This is a genomic window from Rhodococcus sp. P3_B8 (assembly GCF_056402775.1).
Genome location: NZ_JBFUGT010000163.1, coordinates 1 through 13,915, shown reverse-complemented (window position 1 = coordinate 13,915; position 13,915 = coordinate 1). Strand labels below are relative to the sequence as shown.

The following is a 13,915-nucleotide window of genomic DNA, read 5'->3' as shown; positions in this document are numbered from 1 at the left end:
ATCTTATGGTGCGCGCCGCGCGGACAGCCGCTGCCGACGCGGGATCGACGCGCCTGCTCGAACTTGTCGACTCGGTCCGGGTGGTCGGGCTGCTGTCCTGGCGTTACCCGGATCCGGGCGCGCTCGTGGGTGCGCGGATCGGCGCGGCCGTGCGACACACCGGTTACTCCGGTAACGGCGGAAGCACGCCGCAGGTGCTCGTCAACGGGGCTGCCGAGGACATCGCTGCCGGGCGATCCGATGTCGTGCTCATCGGCGGCGCCGAATCGTGGCGGACCCGCACCAAGTTGCGAGCACAGAAGCTGCGCCCCGACTGGACGGTGCAGGACGAGTCGGTACCCGCCGCTGACATCCTGGTCACGGACGTGCCGATGGCCGCAGAGAGTGAACGCCGCATCGGTCTGGATCGGCCCTCGTATGTCTATCCGCTGTTCGAACAGGCGCTGCGGGTATCGGCGGGACGTTCACTCGAGGAGCATCGGGAGGTCGTCGGCGGGTTGTGGTCGCGGTTCAGCAAGATCGCGGCGACGAATCCGAACGCGTGGGTGCAGCGCGAATACACCGCTGCGGAGATCTCGACGCCGTCGCCCGACAACCGGATGATCTCCACGCCCTATACCAAGCTGCTCAATTCGAACAACATGGTCGATCAGAGCGCGGTGCTGCTGATGTGCTCGGTCGAGACCGCGACACGACTTGGTATCCCGCAGGAAAATTGGGTGTTTCCGCAATCCGGCACCGAGTCGCACGATACGTACGCGATCGCCGAACGTGAGGCGCTCGACGGCTCCCCGGCAATACGCATCGCCGGGGCGCGGGTCCTCGACCTCGCCGGTATCGGACTGGACGAGGTTGCGTACGTCGACGTGTACTCGTGCTTCCCCTCGGCGGTGCAGGTCGCGGCGAAGGAGTTGGGGCTCGCGCTCGATGATCCCGGCCGGCCTCTGACGGTGACCGGTGGCCTGACGTTCGGCGGTGGGCCGTGGAACAACTATGTCAGCCACTCGATTGCGACGATGGCGACRCGGCTGCGCGAATCTCCGGGATCGTACGGTTTGGTGACCGCCAACAGTGGTTACCTCACCAAGCACGCCATGGGCGTGTACCGGACCGAACCTCCCGTCGGCGGGTTCAAGCGTCTGGACGTGCAGGCCGAGGTCGATGCGCAGCGCACGACGAGAGCGCTGGTGTCCTACGCGGGCAGGGCGTCGGCGGAATCGTGGACTGTGGTGTACGGCCGCGACGGCTCCCCGGAGCGCGGTTTCCTCGCGGCTCGAACCGCGACGGGGGAGCGGACCCTTGCGGTCACCACGGACGCCGAGGATCTCGTCACCCTCACCGAGGTCGACGTTGCCGGTCAGCACGTCTCGGTCTCGGAAGAGGGGCACTTCCGCTTCGCGTGACCTTGACGCCCTTTTACCTAATGTCATAAGGTTAATGCACTGACGGACACGGCATGCTCGTGTCACGAGATCGAGGAGATTCCAGATGTCTGTCGAAGACTTTCGCGCACTGTACGAACAGCATGTCGGCCACGTTGTGGCCGGAAACATGAAGGCCGCTTTCGCCGACATGGTGCAAGAGAACATTCCGCAGGTCTTCGACGGAGTCGACACCCCCCGGGAGGCCGCGCAAGGCTTCGAGATCAAGGATGTGCGCGCCGAGGGCGACCGAATGGTCGGCGAAACCGTCTATGACATGGGTGACCGGTCGATCGGGCTGCGCTCGATCTGGGAACGGCACGACGGACGCTGGCTCGCGGCGGCGCTCGAGAACTTCCCTACCGGCTCGGAGGCACACGCATGACCGCAACAGAGCCCGTCGCGGAACCGTGGGGCCCCACACCCGACGGACTCGATCGACCGTACTGGGACGGCCTGCGCGTCGATGAGCTGCGCCTTCAGCGCTGCAACGAATGCAGCACCTGGATCTGGGGTCCGCAGGCCATCTGTGGTCACTGCCACAGCTTCGACCTCGGATGGGAAACCGTCGAACCGTCCGGCACCGTCTACAGCTGGAACCGCAGCTGGTACCCCTACATGGACGAATACGCCGACCGGCTGCCGTACGTGACGGTGCTGGTGGAACTGCCACACGCCGACGGCCGGCGGGTGCTGGGCATACTCGCCGACGACATCGAAACGAACCCCGAGATCGGCGACCGGGTGGTCGGAGTCTTCGAACACTCCGAGGGTGCCCCCTGGCCGTTGCTGCGCTGGCGTCGCGCCGCGACCGCAGAAGGAGAAAAAGGATGAGCGCCAACATCATGCGCGGCGCGGCGGCAGTCGTCGGCGTCGCCGAACAGCACTACAAGCGCGGTGAAGCCCCGCACAGCGAGAAGCGCATGACCCTCGAGGTCATCCTCCAAGCGTGCGCCGACGCGGGTATCAGCCCCCGCGAGATCGACGGCTTCGTCTCTTACGCGGGTGGCGCCAACGATGGTGCCATCATCGGCGGCGCATTGCTGATCGACGAACTTCGTTGGTCGAACATGATGTGGGGCGGGGGCGGCGGCAGCGTCGCAGCTGCCATCACGAATGCGGCCACTGCGATCGCCACCGGCCAGGCAGACTGTGTCGTGGTGTATCGCGCGATGTCGCAGGCGGATACGGGCCGGCTCGGATACGCGAAGTACCACTACGGCAGTCACTTCCTCGCCCACGGCATCGGCTCGCCCGCACAGATTTGCGCGATGCGCACCCAACGGATGCTCGAGCACGGCGGAGTGCCGCGCACGGCCATGCGTTCTCTCGTCCTCGCGTCGTATCAGCACGCGCAGAACAACCCCACCGCGCAGGGCTATGGACGGCCCCTCGACGAGGAGGCCTACGAAAACTCACGGTTGATCGCCGAGCCTTTCCACCTGTTCGACTGCTCCCGGGAAAGCGATGGCGCGGTCGCGCTGGTGCTCGTCTCGGCCGAGCGCGCCAAGACCCTGCGACCGGACCCGGCGTATCTCCTCGCGGGCGCGCAAGGTGCACCGGGCGGATACTCGGAACTGATCGACAACGATCTCGACGAGCAGTACATGAGCGCGGGATTCGGCCCGGCCAACAACGGCAAGCCCGGTGTCGCCGAAAGGCTCTGGTCCGCAGCCGGTCTCGGGCCGGACGACGTGGACGTGGTCCAGGTGTACGAAAACTTCAGTGGCCCCGCCGTGGCGGCGCTGATCGATCACGGTCTGTGCCCGCCGGGCGAGGCTGCCGGCACATTTATGACCGTCGAGAACCTCACTGCGCCGAACGGCAAGCTGCCCGTCAACACCAGCGGTGGCAACCTCGCCGATTCGTTCATCAACGGCCTGAATCTGGCGGTCGAGGCGGTCAGGCAGATTCGCGGCACCTCGACCAACCCGGTGGACGGCGCGAAGACGTCGCTGTTCATCGGCGGCCCGATGGCACCGCTGGTGAGTTCGGTGCTGTTCGGCCACGAAGAGACCCTGTGACCGCCCTTTCCGAAAGGCATGACATGAACGACCGTGACACGACACGCGGTGACAACGCCACGGACAGGAACGAGCTGTTCATCGGTGGCCGATGGGTGGCACCGAAGTCCGGAGGCACCATCGATGTCATCGAGGCAGCCACCGAGAAGGTACTGGGCACCTCCGCGATGGCGTCCGAAGTCGACATCGATGCGGCCGTCGCGGCCGCGCGCACCGCACTGAGCGGTCAGTGGAGTGCGCTGACCAACATCGAGCGGGCCGATCTGCTCGACAAGTTCGCTGCCGCCCTCAAGTCACGTGGTCGGGACACGTCCCGGCTGGTGAGCCGGGAGAACGGTATGCCGATCGCACTTTCGGGCGGTGTCAACGGTTTCGGCCCCGCAGCCATGATTTCGTACTACGCAGCTCTGATTCGCGATGCGGCCAACGAGGATGTGCGGCCGAGCGCCTTCGGTGGCCGCACCGTCGTGCGCCGCGAGCCGGTGGGTGTGGTCGCGGCCATCACGCCGTGGAACTACCCGCAACCGCTTGCGGCGATGAAACTCGCCCCCGCGCTGGCGGCGGGGTGCACGGTGGTGCTCAAGCCTGCCCCCGAGACGGCGCTCGACGCGTTCGCGTTCGCCGAGGCTGCGGTCGAGGCCGGTCTACCCGACGGCGTGGTCAACGTTGTGCCGGCCGGCCGGGACGCCGGCGCCTATCTGGTTTCCCATCCGGGAGTCGACAAGGTGGCGTTCACCGGATCCACCGCGGCCGGTCGCGCCATCGGTGAAGTGTGTGGCCGGTTGCTGCGTCCGGTTACTCTCGAACTCGGCGGCAAGTCCGCGGCGATCGTCACCGAGCGCGCCGATCTCGACGTGTTCGTTGAGAATTTGCTCGAAGTGTCGCTGGTGAACAATGGTCAGACCTGCCACGCGAGCACCCGGATCCTCGCCGCTAGCTCCCGATATGACGAGGTCGTCGACGCCGTCACCGAGACCGTGCGGGCACTGACCGTCGGCGATCCGCTGGACAAGGCCACCGAGATCGGTCCGCTCGTCTCGGCCGCGCAGCGTGACCGCGTCCTCGGCTACATCGAGGCCGGGCGTGCCGCCGGCTATCGCATCACCACCGGCGGAGGCACGCCCGCCGCGCAGCCGCAGGGGTGGTTCGTCGAGCCGACCGTGTTTGCCGGCGTCGACAATTCCGCCAGCATCGCGCAGGAAGAGATCTTCGGSCCGGTGCTGRCCATCACCGGGTACGACGGTGAAGACGAGGCCGTCGCCATCGCCAACGACTCCGAATACGGCCTCGGTGGCACGGTCTGGACCACGGACGAGCAGCACGGTCTCGATCTGGCGGCTCGAATCCACAGCGGCACGGTGGGAGTGAACTACTACGCCCTCGACCTCGACGCGCCGTTCGGTGGCGTCAAGTCGTCCGGGCTGGGCCGCGAGCTCGGCCCAGAGGGTCTGGCACCGTATTTCACCTCGAAGTCGGTGTACTTCGGAACTCGCTGACCATATTCCGCGACGAGCACACACTTTGGAGCACATGATGGCACTACCTCTGCAGGGTGTCCGGGTATTGGAGCTGACGGACGGATTCGGGGACACGGCGGGGCGGTTTCTCGCCGACCTCGGCGCCGCGGTCGTCCGCGTCGAACTTCCGGGAGGATCGGCCTCGCGCACGGCCCAGCCGCTACGGGACGGTGTGAGCATCCCGTTCGCGCTGCGCAATGCCAACAAGCGCGGCATCGTGCTCGACCTCGACGCGGACGACGACCGGGAACGGCTGCGCTTGCTGGCCCAGCGCTCGGACATTCTCCTGGAGTCGTTCCCGCCGGGCTTTCTGGCCACCCGTGGGGTGGGCACTGCAGACCTGTCCCGCGTCAATCCCGCGCTCGTGGCCGTGTCGATCACCGGCTTCGGTCAGAACGGTCCGTATCGCGACTGGGCGGCGACCGAGCAGGTCCTCTATGCACTGAGCGGTGTGCTCTCGCGCTCCGGTGAGCCGGGGGAGGCCCCGCTGCTGCCGCCGAACGGGCTGATCGACGAATCGGTGGGTGTGCATACGGCGTGGTCCGCATTGCTCGCCTATTACGACCGGTTGCATACCGGCCACGGGCAGCTCGTCGACATCTCCGCGTTCGAGGTCATCGTGCACGGTTTCGATCCCGGTTTCGGTGTGCAGGGCTCCGCCGCCGCGGGTCGATCCGAGGACTTCCCCCGGGGCCGGCCTGATGCGGCCAACTTTTACCCGGTGTATCGGTGCGGCGACGGGCAGGTGCGCATCTGCCTGCTCGCGAAGCGTCAGTGGCAAGCGATGTACGAATGGTTGGGTCGTCCGGAGGAATTCGCGGATCCCAAGTACGACACCATTCCCGCCCGATTCGCCGCATCCGAGCGGCTCAATCCGCTCATCGAGCAGCTGTTCAGCACGTACACCCGCGACGACCTCGTCGCGGAAGGTGCGGCGCGCGGAATTCCGATCGGCGGCCTCAACACCGTGGCCGARGTATTGACCACCGAGCACTTCGATGCGTCCGGTACGTTCGTCGACGCCGAAATCGCTCCCGGTGTCAGTGCTCGGGTCCCGTCCGGCTACGCGAAGATCAACGGCGAACGCGCCGGCTTGCGCTCCCGTGCACCGCAGCTCGGGGAGCACAACGATCAGGTTCTCCGCTCGGCCTGGGCCGACACCCGCGATCCGATTTCCGCACCGCAGCGCGAGCCGGGTGCACGACCGTTCGAGGGGCTTCGGGTCCTCGATATGGGTGTCGTGGTGTTCGGCGCGGAGCTCGGGCGCCAGTTCGCGGACAACGGTGCCGACGTCATCAAGATCGAGAACTCTCAGTTCCCCGACGGGCTACGCCAATCCAAGCGCGGCGCTGCGCTCGCGGCATCCGTCGCCTGGGGTCACCGCAATCGCCGCAGCCTCGGAATCAACCTCCGCAGTCCCGAAGGTATCCGCATCTTCAAGCGCCTGGCTGCGGAAGCGGACATCGTGCTCGCCAATTTCAAGCCCGGAACCCTTGGTTCGATGGGTCTGTCGTATGACGATCTCGCCGCGATCAATCCGCGCATCATCGTCTCGGAGAGCAGCGCCTTCGGCAGTGTCGGCCCGTGGAACAAGCGACTGGGCTACGGGCCGTTGGTTCGGGCAGCCTGCGGCGTCTCGGCGCTCTGGCGATACTCCGATGCTTCCGCTGGACTGTGTGACGGCTCGACCGTCTACCCCGACCACATCGCCGGACAGGTCACCGCCACCACTATTCTCGCCACGTTGATCCACCGGCTGCAGTCTGGACGCGGTGCCGCCATCGAAGTCGCTCAAGCCGACACCGCGATCGTCCAGCTCGGCAACCAGCTCGTCGCCGAACACCTCGCGCCGGGCTCGATCAGCGCACCGGGCAATTCCGATCCGTACTCGGCGCCCTCCGGGGTGTACCCGTGTGCGGGTGACGACGAGTGGTGTGTCGTCACCGTCCGCGACGACGCCGACTGGGTCGCGCTGTGCGGGGTTCTCCGACGCCCCGACCTCGTCGACGACCCGCGTTTCGCCACCGACGAGCTCAGAATTGCGCACCGGGCCGAGGCCGACGAGGTGCTGGCACAGTGGCTGCTGCTGCACACGCCGACCGAAGCGACGGACACGTTGCAGGCCGCCGGGATACCGACCGGCGCGATGATCCGGCTCCCGGACCTGTTGACCAATCCGCACCTGACCGCGCGGGGTGCTTACATCGAGCTCGAACACGAGCTGCTTCCAGCGCCGCTTCCGACGGCGAAGCAGGTGGCGCACTTCGGGGCGTTGCCGGACTGGCCGCTGCAACAGGCACCGCTGGCAGGTGCGCAGACCCGGGAGATCTGCGAGGAAGTGCTCGGTCTGAGCACAGTCGAGATCGACACGCTCGTGCACGACGGTGTGCTGCAACCGCCTGCGGACGATCCAGCGCTGTCACCGGTCTCCTCCACGGTGTGACACAGCAGAGAAGGTCCCCGGATTTCTCCGGGGACCTTCTACTGTTCGGACTGCGTTCCCACTTCCGGGTAGCGGGAAATCAGTGCGTCGACGGCGTGAACGTGATCGGTAGCTTCTCGCATCCGCGGACCTGGGACGAATGGAACACCGCGGGGTTGTCCGGAACCAGCGCGTAGTCGGGAATTCTCCTGTGGATCTCCTCCATCGCGAGTCGCAGCTCGAGCCGCGCGAGATGGGAGCCGAGGCAGCGGTGCGGGCCGGCGCCGAACCCGATGTGCCGGTTGGGATGCCGTTCGATCTGTAGCCCCTCAGGGCTGTCGAACTCGTCGTCGTCGCGGTTGGCCGACGTCATGACGACCAACAGTTGATCGCCGGCCTTGATGGAGACACCACCGATCTCGGCATCCCGGGTCGCGCGACGACCGCTGCTCGTGGCGGTCTCGATCCGCAGGATCTCCTCCACTGCCGACGGAATCAGCGTCGGGTCGTCGATGATCGCCTCCCGCTGCTCGGGATTGTGCGACAGGTGAATCAGCCCCCAAGCGAGAGCACCTTGGACGGTATGCAGTCCCGCGACGAGCAGCAGGAAGAACATCCGGCTCAGCTCCTCGTCGGTGAGTGGCCGAGGTGTTCCGTCGACGTCGAGCGGGGTGTTGATGATGTGCGCGGTAAGGCTCTCGGAACTGCCTTCACCGGATCGAACTCGCGCGACGACCTTCCCGAAGTACTCGTAAATCTCTCCGGCCGCCTTCGCGCGCGCCTCGGCCGATTCCGCCTCGCTCGCCCCGGGGATGCCCTGAAGGGTGATGTCGGTCCACTCGGTGAATTGTGGTGCGTCGCTCAGCGGCCATCCCATGAGCGCAAGGAAGATCCGAGTCGGCAGCTCGTGTGCGAACTCCGAGATGAACTCGCATTCGCCCTTGTCGGCGAATTGGTCGATCAACTCGGTGATGATTCTCCGGATCTCGGGCTCGAGCGCCTTCATCTGCTTGGGACTGAACAGCGGTTGCAACGCCTGCCGGTAGTAGCTGTGTTCGGGCGGATCGAGTTCGAGCGGAAGGAACTTGCCCTGCGCGGCATTGAGCAGATTGTTCGGAAAGCTCGAGAACGTCTCCGGATCCTGGAGTACCTGAAGCGCTTCTTTGTACCGCGTAACCACCCAATGCCCCCCGTGATGCGGGGAGTAGAGGACCGGCCCTTGCTTGCGCAGCGCGGCGACGCGCTCCTGGAACACGTCTGCGGGCACGGCCAGGGACGGATCGTACACATCGAAGTCAGTGATCAGATGTTCCGGAATATCGAGCTGTGTCGTGGTCATCGGGATCCTTCGCGTAGGGGAGCGGCCCGAAAAGCGCCCCGCGGATGGCCATTGGCCCGGAAAGGCCGGGACGAGTGCTGTCGCCGCGGGGTGAGGGCTGGGGTGAGTAGGCGATCGCCTTGCGATGAAGGTAGATCAGCGATTACCTGCGGTCAACCGTGCAGTTCCTGAAAAACCATATTTCGCAAGTCCGGAGAAGTGCACGGTCCTTGACGGGTTAACCGATAGCATTTAGATTAGGTCGCATGTGATCCGCAGCACTGCGGTACATGAGGGAGTCGTGTATCGCGGCTCGGTGTCCATCGGCCCCCGATCATGTCTTGATCAGCCGAAAAGCATTGTGGGAGAACGTGTCATGTCGAAGATCTGGAACGGGTCGATCGACCCCATCTCACAGAAGGATCACTGAATTGACTTCATCTGTCAGGATCACGGAGGTCATCGACCGTGCTCCCGTGTCGCGATTCCAGTGGCGGGTGATCGCCATCTGCTTGGCACTGGCATTCGCTGACGGTTTCAATGTGCTGTCGATCGGCTATGCCATTCCGAGCCTTGCGAATTCATACGGTGTGCCGCCGGCCGATTTCTCGATTGTGGTGATGGCTGCCCTGGTCGGTGAAATTCTCTCGAACTTTCTGATCGCTCCACTGGCGGATCGATACGGGCGTAAGCGAATCATGGGCCTCGGAATCCTCGTCTTCGGCCTCGCCGCCCTTCCCTCGTTCTTCGCTACATCGGTCCTGGCGCTCGCAGTGTGCCGTTTCGTTGCAGGGCTCGGGATCGGTGCAGCCGTGCCGAACGGGTTCGCGTTGGGTAACGAATACTCGCCGTCCCGATTGAAGGCGACCACCGTCACCGTGTTGAGTTCCGGCACCGCGGTCGGCGGGCTCGTCGTCGGATTGATCGATTCACGGGTGGTGCCTATGCACGGCGGGGAGGCGCTCCTCCTGGTCGCGGGAATCGTTCCTCTCACCATTCTTGTCGGCACGTGGCGTTGGCTGCCCGAGTCCGTCGAGTTCCTGGCCAAGGCGGGCCGCACCACGAAGGTTGCGAGCATTCTGGACAAGATCGACACCCGCACGCCGCACAGTGCCGACACCGAGTATCTCCTGCCCCCTCAGCCGGTCGGCGCGCGTGTTGCCGCGCTCTTCGTGAGGGGCAGGGCGACCCTCACCGTCCTCATCTGGTCGATGATGTTCTTTGCGCTCTTCGGTAGCTATTTCGTCCTCAGCTGGCTGGCCACGATTCTCACCGACAACGGGGTGCAGGATAGTGCTGCACTACTCGCGACATCGTTGGCGACCCTGGGCGGCATCGTCGGCGCACTGGTGTTGGGCGTTGCCATGGACCGAACCCGGATCGGTGTCGCCGCTGCAGTTCTCGGTCCCCTCGCCACCATAGCGTCGGTGTCGCTGCTGGCATGGATCTCGACGGGCGGTGGGTCGACCGTCGCTGTGGGCGCCCTGTGCTTCACCCTCGGCTTCGGCGCGATCGGGCTGGCGGCGGCTCTGACGTCGGTCGCAGCGCAGGCATATCCCACAGCGGTACGTGCGACGGGGATCGGCTGGGCCTTCGGGGTCAGCCGGATGGGCGGCCTGTTCGCGCCGGCGCTGGGTGGGGCTTTGCTCGCCACGAGTATGGCGAGCTCGACAGTTCTCCTGTTGTCTGCGATCCCAGCGGCCATTGCAGGGGTGCTGGTGGTGTGCTTCGCGGTCACTCTGCGTCGCAGGAAGGGATCGGGGGGACCGGTTGATGTCGAATCCTCCTCCGCGAGCGTCCTGGTATCGGGCTGACTGCAACGAAGGGCCTGTCCGGGCTTGTCGAATCAACCGAAAGGCAATACATGAGCTTTCGCCGCGTTATCGCTGCAGAACGGAACGGTACAGCCGTGCTGGTCGCCGACGAGACGATCGAGAGAATCGACGCTGCAGGCCTCGACCCGATCTGGCGTTCCGACGCCATTCCAGAGGTACCCAACGCGGGCGACGTGCCCGAAACGGCCGGATTTCCCGATCCCGGTGGCGTCTGGGTGATCGGCTGGGTGCTCGAGCCCGGACGGATCGGCGACAGTGACAACGGAATCGTCGAGATGGACGACGATGCGCCCGGATTCCACCGCACGGATTCCGTGGACGTGCACGTGCTTCTCGAGGGCTCGCTCGTCCTCGAACTCGACAGCGGAGCGGAAATCGAATTGAACGCCGGCGACACGGTGGTCGTCAACGGCAACAAGCATCGGTGGCACAACCGTGGAGACGAGACGGCACGTGCCATCGTCACCATCTGCGGCGCCGCACGCAACGACCGACAGGAGATCTGAAATGGAACCGGAAGCTGGGAATAACGGGTCAGCCGTGAATAATGCGCCGGCCTCGAGGAAGGCACCCCTGCGGTGTGGAGTGTTCCTTCCGCCGTACCACAACCCTCGGCGTAACCCCACGATGGCGATCGAACAGGACCTCCGCCATGTCGAGGACCTCGATCGGCTCGGATTCCATCAGGTGTGGTTCGGGGAGCATCACAGTGGTGGGTACGAGGTCGGGCCCTCGCCCGAGTTGATGATTGCGGCAGCCGCGCAGCGTACGTCGCGTATCGAGCTGTGCAGTGGCGTCATATCGCTTCCTTACCACCATCCCTTGATGGTGGCCGATCGCATCACCTTTCTGGATCACATGACCCGTGGGCGCATACGCATCGGGGTCGGGCCGGGTGCGCTCGTGGCCGATTCGCAGATGATGGGCATGGACTACAACCTGTTGCGGCCGCGGATGGAAGAATCCCTCGACGCCATCCTGGAATTGCTCAATACGCCGGGGCCTGTCGACCGGAAGACGGAATGGTTTTCTCTCGAGGACGCGCGGGTTCAACTCGGCCCCTACTCGTACCCGGGGGTACCGATTACTGTGGCGGCCGCGATGTCGCCGTCGGGCCCGAAGCTGGCCGGCAAGTACGGGCTCGGTCTGCTATCCATTGGTGGAACGAGCGCCAAGTCGGTCGAGTTGCTCGCCCAGACCTGGGATATCACCACCCACGAGGCGAATGTGTACGGGCAGAGCGTCGATCGGAACGATTGGGCGATCGTCGGCAACATCCATATCGCCGACACCTTCGAGCAGGCCGTCGAAGACACCCGGTACGGGCTGCGCGACTTCATGGACTACCGCCACGTCGTCACCCCGATGAAAATGATCGAACCGGGTGAAGAAGTCGCGCACGAGGAACTGGTCCGGCGTGTCAACGAGTCCGGATACGGCTGCATCGGCGATGCGAACGACGCCATCGACTACATCCAGAAGATCATCGACCGCACTGGTGGATTCGGCACCTTCCTCGCGACAGCACACGACTGGGCAGACATCGAGGCAACCTCGCGCATGTACCGGATCCTCATGCGCGACGTCATGCCCCGATTCACGGGCACCTGCGAACCGCTGCTGAATTCCTACCACTGGACACAGGCACGCAAGGAAGGCTTCAGCGAGCGCTTCGCGACCGGCATCAGCCAGGCGACGCAGCACTACGAACGCGCGAAGAGCGCAGGGTAGTACGTTCGGCAATTCCTATATCACTACCCACTTCACATCAGGAGAATCGATGACCTCTCTCTACGAGCTCGGCGGAAAAGTTGCAGTCATCACCGGCGGCGCACGAGGACAGGGCCGCTCGCATGCGCTCACTCTTGCCGCTGCTGGGGCCAAGATCGTGGTCTGCGACATCGCGGCGCCGATCGACGAGGTGCAGTATGCACTCGCGACACGGGATGATCTCGAGGAGACGATCCAGCTCGTCAAGGAAGCCGGTGGCGAGATTGCCGGCATGCAGGCGGATGTCCGGAGCAGTGCAGACATGAGGGCTGTCGCGGATCTGGCCGTCTCTCAGTTCGGACGTATCGACATCCTGCTGGCGAACGCCGGCATCCACGATCACGCCGAGTCGACGATCGAGATCGCAGACGACGCGTGGCAGACGATGCTCGACGTCAACCTCACCGGCGCGTGGAAGGCCTGCAAGGCTGTCGTCCCCGTGATGATCGAGGGTGGCCACGGCGGATCGATCGTGATCACCTCGTCGGTCGACGGGCTGGGTGCTTCCCCGTCGTGGGGGCACTACGGCGCCGCGAAGCATGGCCTGCAGGGGCTGAAGGACACCCTCGCATTCGAGCTCGCCGACCACAACATCCGTGTCAACACGGTGAACCCGACGGGGGTCAATTCGCCTATGGCGGCAGGCCTGTCGAAGGTACTGCCGCACGTGGTGCGGAAGTGGAAGCATAACGACCGCACGAATCTGCTGGACGTGATGATGCTCGAACCACAGGACATCTCCAACGCCGTGTTGTGGCTCGTTTCCGACGCCGCGAAGTACGTGACCGGGATCGACCTGCCGATCGATGCGGGCTACCTGACCAAACACTGATGGTCGGGTTCCCCATGACGCCCACCTGCAGCAGAAGGAAGCGATATGCCAGTTCACGAGAGTGGAGCGATCCGATGACACCGCGTGCCGGTACAGCCCGCGAGTTTCCGGCAACGGCTCTGGCCGGTCCGTACGCAGACGGCCTCGACCTGCCCTACTGGGAGGGTCTGCGGGCGGGTGAGCTGAGGCTGCAAAGGTGCGGCGAGTGTGACCTGTGGATCTGGGGACCGCGGTGGATGTGTGGACGGTGTCAGACGTTCGACCCGAAATGGACTGCGGTGGAACCGGTCGGACGAATCTTCTCGTGGTCGCGGACGTGGCACCCCTTCATCCCGGAGCTGGCAGGCGAGTTGCCGTTCGTCACGGTTCTCGTCGAACTACCGCATGCCGGGGGACGACGAGTGCTCGGTCTGCTCGCCGAGAATGGCGATGGTGACGTTGCCATCGGTGATGCGGTTGCGGGGATCATCCAGCAGCCCGCCGATGCACCCTGGCCGGTGCTTCGCTGGCGCCTGGCGAGCAGTACCACGGAGACGGAACGGGGAACCGAGCGATGACCGATACCTTTCTCCGTGGTGCCGCAGCCGTCGTGGGTGCCAGTGAATTCCATTACAAGCGAGGCGAATCGCCCGCCAGCGAACTCCGGATGACTTTGCGAGCCATCGTCGAGGCTGCTGCTGACGCCGGTGTGTCACCACGCGAGATCGACGGTTTCGTCTCGTACGGGGGCGGCGACAACGACGGGACGGTCGTGGGTGCGTCGCTCATGTCACCCC

At 64.9% G+C, this 13,915-nt stretch carries 12 protein-coding genes and 1 pseudogene; 12 read left to right on the top strand and 1 reads right to left on the bottom strand.

Annotated features, from left to right (window positions below):
* From AC1D1G_RS30610 to AC1D1G_RS30585, 6 genes are all read left to right on the top strand, one after another.
* The coding region (locus AC1D1G_RS30610; RefSeq protein ID WP_477954986.1) for an acetyl-CoA acetyltransferase at nucleotides 1-1,403 on the top strand (1,403 nt) is incomplete at its 5' end.
* Between the two features lie 85 nt (nucleotides 1,404-1,488).
* Entirely contained in the window at nucleotides 1,489-1,806 is a 318-nt protein-coding gene (locus tag AC1D1G_RS30605; RefSeq protein WP_283352082.1) for a hypothetical protein, read from the top strand.
* Nucleotides 1,803-2,255 (top strand): Zn-ribbon domain-containing OB-fold protein, encoded by a 453-nt coding sequence (locus tag AC1D1G_RS30600; RefSeq protein ID WP_159923828.1) that lies wholly within the window; start codon nucleotides 1,803-1,805, stop codon nucleotides 2,253-2,255. Before AC1D1G_RS30605 ends, AC1D1G_RS30600 begins: the two co-directional genes overlap by 4 nt.
* On the top strand, nucleotides 2,252-3,445 hold the full coding sequence (locus AC1D1G_RS30595; protein WP_283352083.1) for a thiolase C-terminal domain-containing protein: 1,194 nt from the start codon (nucleotides 2,252-2,254) through the stop codon (nucleotides 3,443-3,445). The genes AC1D1G_RS30600 and AC1D1G_RS30595 overlap by 4 nt, the downstream gene beginning before the upstream one ends.
* Nucleotides 3,446-3,468: 23 nt before the next feature.
* Nucleotides 3,469-4,941, top strand: coding sequence for an aldehyde dehydrogenase (locus AC1D1G_RS30590; protein ID WP_477954985.1), 1,473 nt, complete (start codon nucleotides 3,469-3,471; stop codon nucleotides 4,939-4,941).
* 34 nt (nucleotides 4,942-4,975) lie between these two features.
* Entirely contained in the window at nucleotides 4,976-7,405 is a 2,430-nt protein-coding gene (locus tag AC1D1G_RS30585) for a CaiB/BaiF CoA transferase family protein (RefSeq protein WP_477954984.1), read from the top strand.
* Between the two features lie 79 nt (nucleotides 7,406-7,484).
* On the opposite strand, the gene AC1D1G_RS30580 is transcribed toward AC1D1G_RS30585, so the two are convergent.
* Complete coding sequence (locus AC1D1G_RS30580; protein WP_317569694.1) at nucleotides 7,485-8,723, bottom strand: cytochrome P450; 1,239 nt, start codon at nucleotides 8,721-8,723, stop codon at nucleotides 7,485-7,487.
* A 410-nt stretch (nucleotides 8,724-9,133) separates the two neighbouring features.
* On the opposite strand from AC1D1G_RS30580, the gene AC1D1G_RS30575 reads away from it, so the two are divergent.
* The 6 genes and pseudogenes from AC1D1G_RS30575 to AC1D1G_RS30550 form a co-directional block, all read left to right on the top strand.
* Nucleotides 9,134-10,516 carry an MFS transporter gene (locus AC1D1G_RS30575; protein WP_477954982.1) on the top strand — a complete coding sequence of 461 codons (1,383 nt, stop codon included), beginning with the start codon at nucleotides 9,134-9,136 and terminating at the stop codon, nucleotides 10,514-10,516.
* Nucleotides 10,517-10,611: 95 nt separating this feature from the next.
* Nucleotides 10,612-11,043: a cupin domain-containing protein gene (locus AC1D1G_RS30570; RefSeq protein ID WP_283352088.1), complete on the top strand. Its 432-nt coding sequence runs from the start codon at nucleotides 10,612-10,614 to the stop codon at nucleotides 11,041-11,043.
* Between the two features lies 1 nt (nucleotide 11,044).
* The gene (locus AC1D1G_RS30565) at nucleotides 11,045-12,268 is read left to right on the top strand and encodes an LLM class flavin-dependent oxidoreductase (RefSeq protein ID WP_317569697.1); all 1,224 of its coding nucleotides are present in this window, start codon (nucleotides 11,045-11,047) and stop codon (nucleotides 12,266-12,268) included.
* Nucleotides 12,269-12,317: 49 nt separating this feature from the next.
* Nucleotides 12,318-13,139, top strand: a complete 822-nt coding sequence (locus AC1D1G_RS30560; protein ID WP_477954981.1) for a mycofactocin-coupled SDR family oxidoreductase — start codon at nucleotides 12,318-12,320, stop codon at nucleotides 13,137-13,139.
* Nucleotides 13,140-13,213: 74 nt separating this feature from the next.
* Complete coding sequence (locus AC1D1G_RS30555; protein ID WP_283352092.1) at nucleotides 13,214-13,696, top strand: Zn-ribbon domain-containing OB-fold protein; 483 nt, start codon at nucleotides 13,214-13,216, stop codon at nucleotides 13,694-13,696.
* Nucleotides 13,693-13,915 (top strand): annotated as a pseudogene (locus AC1D1G_RS30550) (thiolase C-terminal domain-containing protein); the annotation flags it as partial. The gene AC1D1G_RS30555 and the pseudogene AC1D1G_RS30550, both read left to right, overlap by 4 nt.

Excerpts from the sequence above, each read along its gene's own strand:
- AC1D1G_RS30595 (WP_283352083.1), top strand. The coding sequence starts at position 2,252 with ATGAGCGCCAACATCATGCGCGGCGCGGCGGCAGTCGTCGGCGTCGCC.
- AC1D1G_RS30600 (WP_159923828.1), top strand. The coding sequence starts at position 1,803 with ATGACCGCAACAGAGCCCGTCGCGGAACCGTGGGGCCCCACACCCGAC.
- AC1D1G_RS30565 (WP_317569697.1), top strand. The coding sequence starts at position 11,045 with ATGGAACCGGAAGCTGGGAATAACGGGTCAGCCGTGAATAATGCGCCG.
- AC1D1G_RS30605 (WP_283352082.1), top strand. The coding sequence starts at position 1,489 with ATGTCTGTCGAAGACTTTCGCGCACTGTACGAACAGCATGTCGGCCAC.
- AC1D1G_RS30555 (WP_283352092.1), top strand. The coding sequence starts at position 13,214 with ATGACACCGCGTGCCGGTACAGCCCGCGAGTTTCCGGCAACGGCTCTG.
- AC1D1G_RS30580 (WP_317569694.1), bottom strand. The coding sequence starts at position 8,723 with ATGACCACGACACAGCTCGATATTCCGGAACATCTGATCACTGACTTC.
- AC1D1G_RS30560 (WP_477954981.1), top strand. The coding sequence starts at position 12,318 with ATGACCTCTCTCTACGAGCTCGGCGGAAAAGTTGCAGTCATCACCGGC.